Source organism: Sphingomonas bacterium, from assembly GCF_903644135.1.
Taxonomy (GTDB): domain Bacteria; phylum Pseudomonadota; class Alphaproteobacteria; order Sphingomonadales; family Sphingomonadaceae; genus Sphingomonas.
On sequence record NZ_CAHJXA010000331.1, the window covers coordinates 1 to 3,032 of the forward strand.

Sequence of the window (3,032 nt, forward strand, 5' to 3'; positions counted from 1 at the left end):
GGGTTAGGTTGAGATGATTGCTGCCCTCACCCTTCCGCCGCCTCCGGCGGCTCCCTCCCTCTCCCGTCGGGAGAGGGAATGACGGTTGCCCCTGCGCTTTCGCCCGAGTACCCCAGCGTTCATGACGGCCCCCCAGTTCAAGCGCATCCTTCTCAAGCTGTCGGGCGAGGTGTTGATGGGGGAAGGCGGCCTCGCCATCGACCCCGCCGTAACCGCTCGCGTCGCGCAGGAGATCGCCGATGTCCGCGCGCAGGGCTATGAGCTGTGCATCGTCGTCGGCGGCGGCAACATCTTCCGCGGGCTCTCGGCGGCGGCCAAGGGGATCGAGCGCGCGACCGCCGATTACATGGGGATGCTGGCCACGGTGATGAACGCGCTGGCGGTGCAGAACGCGCTGGAGCAGATCGGTGTCGACACGCGCGTCCAGTCGGCGATCACCATGCCGGCGGTGTGCGAGCCGTTCGTCCGCCGTCGTGCCGAGCGCCACCTCGAAAAGGGCCGCGTGGTGATCTTCGCCGCCGGCGTCGGCAGCCCGTTCTTCACCACCGACAGCGGCGCCGCATTGCGCGCCGCCGAGATGAAGTGCGATGCGCTGTTCAAGGGTACCAGCGTCGACGGCGTCTACGACGCAGATCCCAAGAAGGTGCCGACTGCAACCCGCTACGACACCGTCACCTTCAGCCGGGTACTGTCCGACGACCTCAAGGTCATGGACGCCTCGGCCGTGGCCTTGTGCCGCGACAACGACATTCCGATCGTCGTCTTCAACATCCGCGAGCATGGCAATTTCGCCGCCGTTCTCGCCGGCGATGGCATATCGACGATCGTGCAGACCGCCAATCAGAGTGGAGAGATGGCCGATGCCCGCCTATGACAAACCCGACCTCGAACGCCGCATGGCAGGTTCGGTCGAAGCGCTGAAGAGCGACCTTGCCGGCCTTCGGACCGGCCGCGCCTCGACGGCGCTGCTCGATCCGGTGACGGTCGAGGTCTATGGCAGCCACATGCCGCTCAACCAGGTGGCGACGGTATCCGTGCCGGAGCCGCGGATGCTGTCGGTGCAGGTGTGGGACAAGCAGAATGTCGGCCCGGTGGAAAAGGCGATCCGCTCGGCCGGGCTGGGGCTCAATCCGATCAACGACGGCAACACGCTGCGCCTGCCGATCCCCGACCTGACCGAAGAGCGGCGCAAGGACCTCGCCAAGCTTGCCGGCAAATATGCCGAGACGGCGCGCATCGCCGCGCGCAACGTCCGCCGCGACGGGATGGACAGCCTGAAGGTCGACGAGAAGAAGAACGTGTTCGGCGAGGATGAGCGCAAGCGCCACGAGACCGAGCTGCAGAAGCTGACCGACAAGACCATCGCCGACATCGACGCGGCCGCGGCGGCGAAGGAAAAGGAAATCCTCGGCAAGTGAGCGGTCTGGCCGCCCAGGCCACGACGCTCGCCGCCGTGCCGGGCGGCGACGCCGTGCCGCGTCATGTCGCGATCATCATGGACGGCAACGGCCGTTGGGCCAAGGCGCGCCACCTGCCGCGCTTTGCCGGGCACAAGGCGGGGGTGGAGGCGGTGCGCCGAGTCACCCGCGCCGCTCGCGCTTTGGGCATAGAGGCGTTGACCCTGTACGCGTTCAGCAGCGAGAACTGGCGGCGTCCCGAGGCGGAAATCGGCGACCTGATGGGGCTGCTGCGCCTGTTCATCTGCTCCGACATCGATGAGATGGTGCGCGAAAATGTGCGGCTGCGAGTGATCGGCGATCATGGCCGGTTCGCGCCCGATCTGGTCAAGCTGGTCGACGATGCGGTCGCGCGCACCGCCCGCAACAGCGGGCCGCTGCTGGTGATCGCGTTGAACTACGGCGCGCAGACCGAGCTGGCGGCGGTGGCGCGGCGGTTGGCCGAGGAGGCGCAGGCCGGGCAGCTCGACCCGGCGACGATCGACTGCGATCTGATCGAGCGCCGGCTCGACACCGACGGCCTGCCGCCGCTCGACCTGCTGATCCGCACCTCGGGCGAGCAGCGGCTGTCGAACTTCCTGCTGTGGCAGGCCGCCTATGCCGAGTTGTTATTCGTGGAGACGCTGTGGCCCGACTTCGACGCGGCGGCGCTGGCGGCGGCGGTGGCGGCGTTCGGCCAGCGCCAGCGTCGGTATGGCGGATTGTGAGCGATCGTTCCAACCGGTCCGAGCTGGTGCTGCGCGTCGTCACCGGTGCCGCGCTGATCGCGATCGCGATGGTTGCGCTGGCGCTCGGCGGGATCGTCTTCTGGCTGCTGGCGACGTTGGTCGGATTATTGATGATGGCCGAATGGGCCGACCTCAACGGCATCTCGCTCCGCCACAAGCGGTTGGCGCTCTACAGCCTGTTCGTCCCGCTGGCGCTGATGTCGCCGCTGGGGGCGGGGCCTGGGTTCCTGTCGCTTGGGCTGCTGGCGGGAGCGGCGTTCTTCATCGTCATCATCACTAACCGGCGCGAGCTGGCGCTCGGCACTCTCTATTGCGGGTTACCGGTGCTGGCGTTGCTGCTGATCCGGCGGCAGCACGCGGCGGGGCCGGACCTTTCCACCTATCCCGGCGTGATCTACGCGCTGTGGGCGCTTGCCTTGGTGTGGGCGACCGACATCGGAGCCTACTTCGCGGGGCGTACGATCGGCGGGCCCAAGCTGGCCCCGCGCGTTAGTCCCAACAAGACCTGGGCAGGGCTGGTGGGGGGCGTCGCGCTGGCGTCGTCGCTGGCGATCGGGATGCAATATCGGTACGGCTTGCCAGTGCGGCTGACCCTCGCGACGCCGGTATTGGCGGTGCTGGCGCAGGGCGGCGACCTGTACGAGAGCTGGCTCAAGCGCCGCGCCGGCGTCAAGGATAGCGGCAGGCTGATCCCCGGCCATGGCGGCGTCCTCGACCGGCTCGACGGGCTGGTGCCGGTCGCGCCGGTCGCTGCCTTCCTCGTGGTGCTGCCGCACTTCTATCCATGAGTCGCAGCGTTACCATCCTTGGTGCGACCGGCTCGGTCGGCACCTCGACGCTCGACCTG

4 protein-coding genes are annotated in these 3,032 nt (G+C 68.1%); all 4 read left to right on the plus strand.

The features are described from left to right. Positions 1-121: 121 nt before the first annotated feature. From pyrH to HUU96_RS13925, 4 genes are read left to right on the plus strand one after another with little or no spacing between them, the layout of a single operon-like run. Positions 122-874, plus strand: coding sequence for a UMP kinase (pyrH, locus tag HUU96_RS13910; RefSeq protein ID WP_174293346.1), 753 nt, complete (start codon positions 122-124; stop codon positions 872-874). Next, positions 861-1,418 carry a ribosome recycling factor gene (gene frr, locus HUU96_RS13915; protein WP_174293347.1) on the plus strand — a complete coding sequence of 186 codons (558 nt, stop codon included), beginning with the start codon at positions 861-863 and terminating at the stop codon, positions 1,416-1,418. The genes pyrH and frr overlap by 14 nt, the downstream gene beginning before the upstream one ends. Continuing rightward, positions 1,415-2,164 (plus strand): isoprenyl transferase, encoded by a 750-nt coding sequence (locus tag HUU96_RS13920; RefSeq protein WP_438827086.1) that lies wholly within the window; start codon positions 1,415-1,417, stop codon positions 2,162-2,164. Before frr ends, HUU96_RS13920 begins: the two co-directional genes overlap by 4 nt. Continuing rightward, positions 2,161-2,973 (plus strand): phosphatidate cytidylyltransferase, encoded by an 813-nt coding sequence (locus tag HUU96_RS13925; RefSeq protein ID WP_174293348.1) that lies wholly within the window; start codon positions 2,161-2,163, stop codon positions 2,971-2,973. The genes HUU96_RS13920 and HUU96_RS13925 overlap by 4 nt, the downstream gene beginning before the upstream one ends. Positions 2,974-3,032: the final 59 nt, after the last annotated feature.

Bases quoted from the DNA above. Each gene is read 5' to 3' on its own strand.
- pyrH (WP_174293346.1), top strand. From the start codon at position 122: ATGACGGCCCCCCAGTTCAAGCGCATCCTTCTCAAGCTGTCGGGCGAG.
- frr (WP_174293347.1), top strand. From the start codon at position 861: ATGCCCGCCTATGACAAACCCGACCTCGAACGCCGCATGGCAGGTTCG.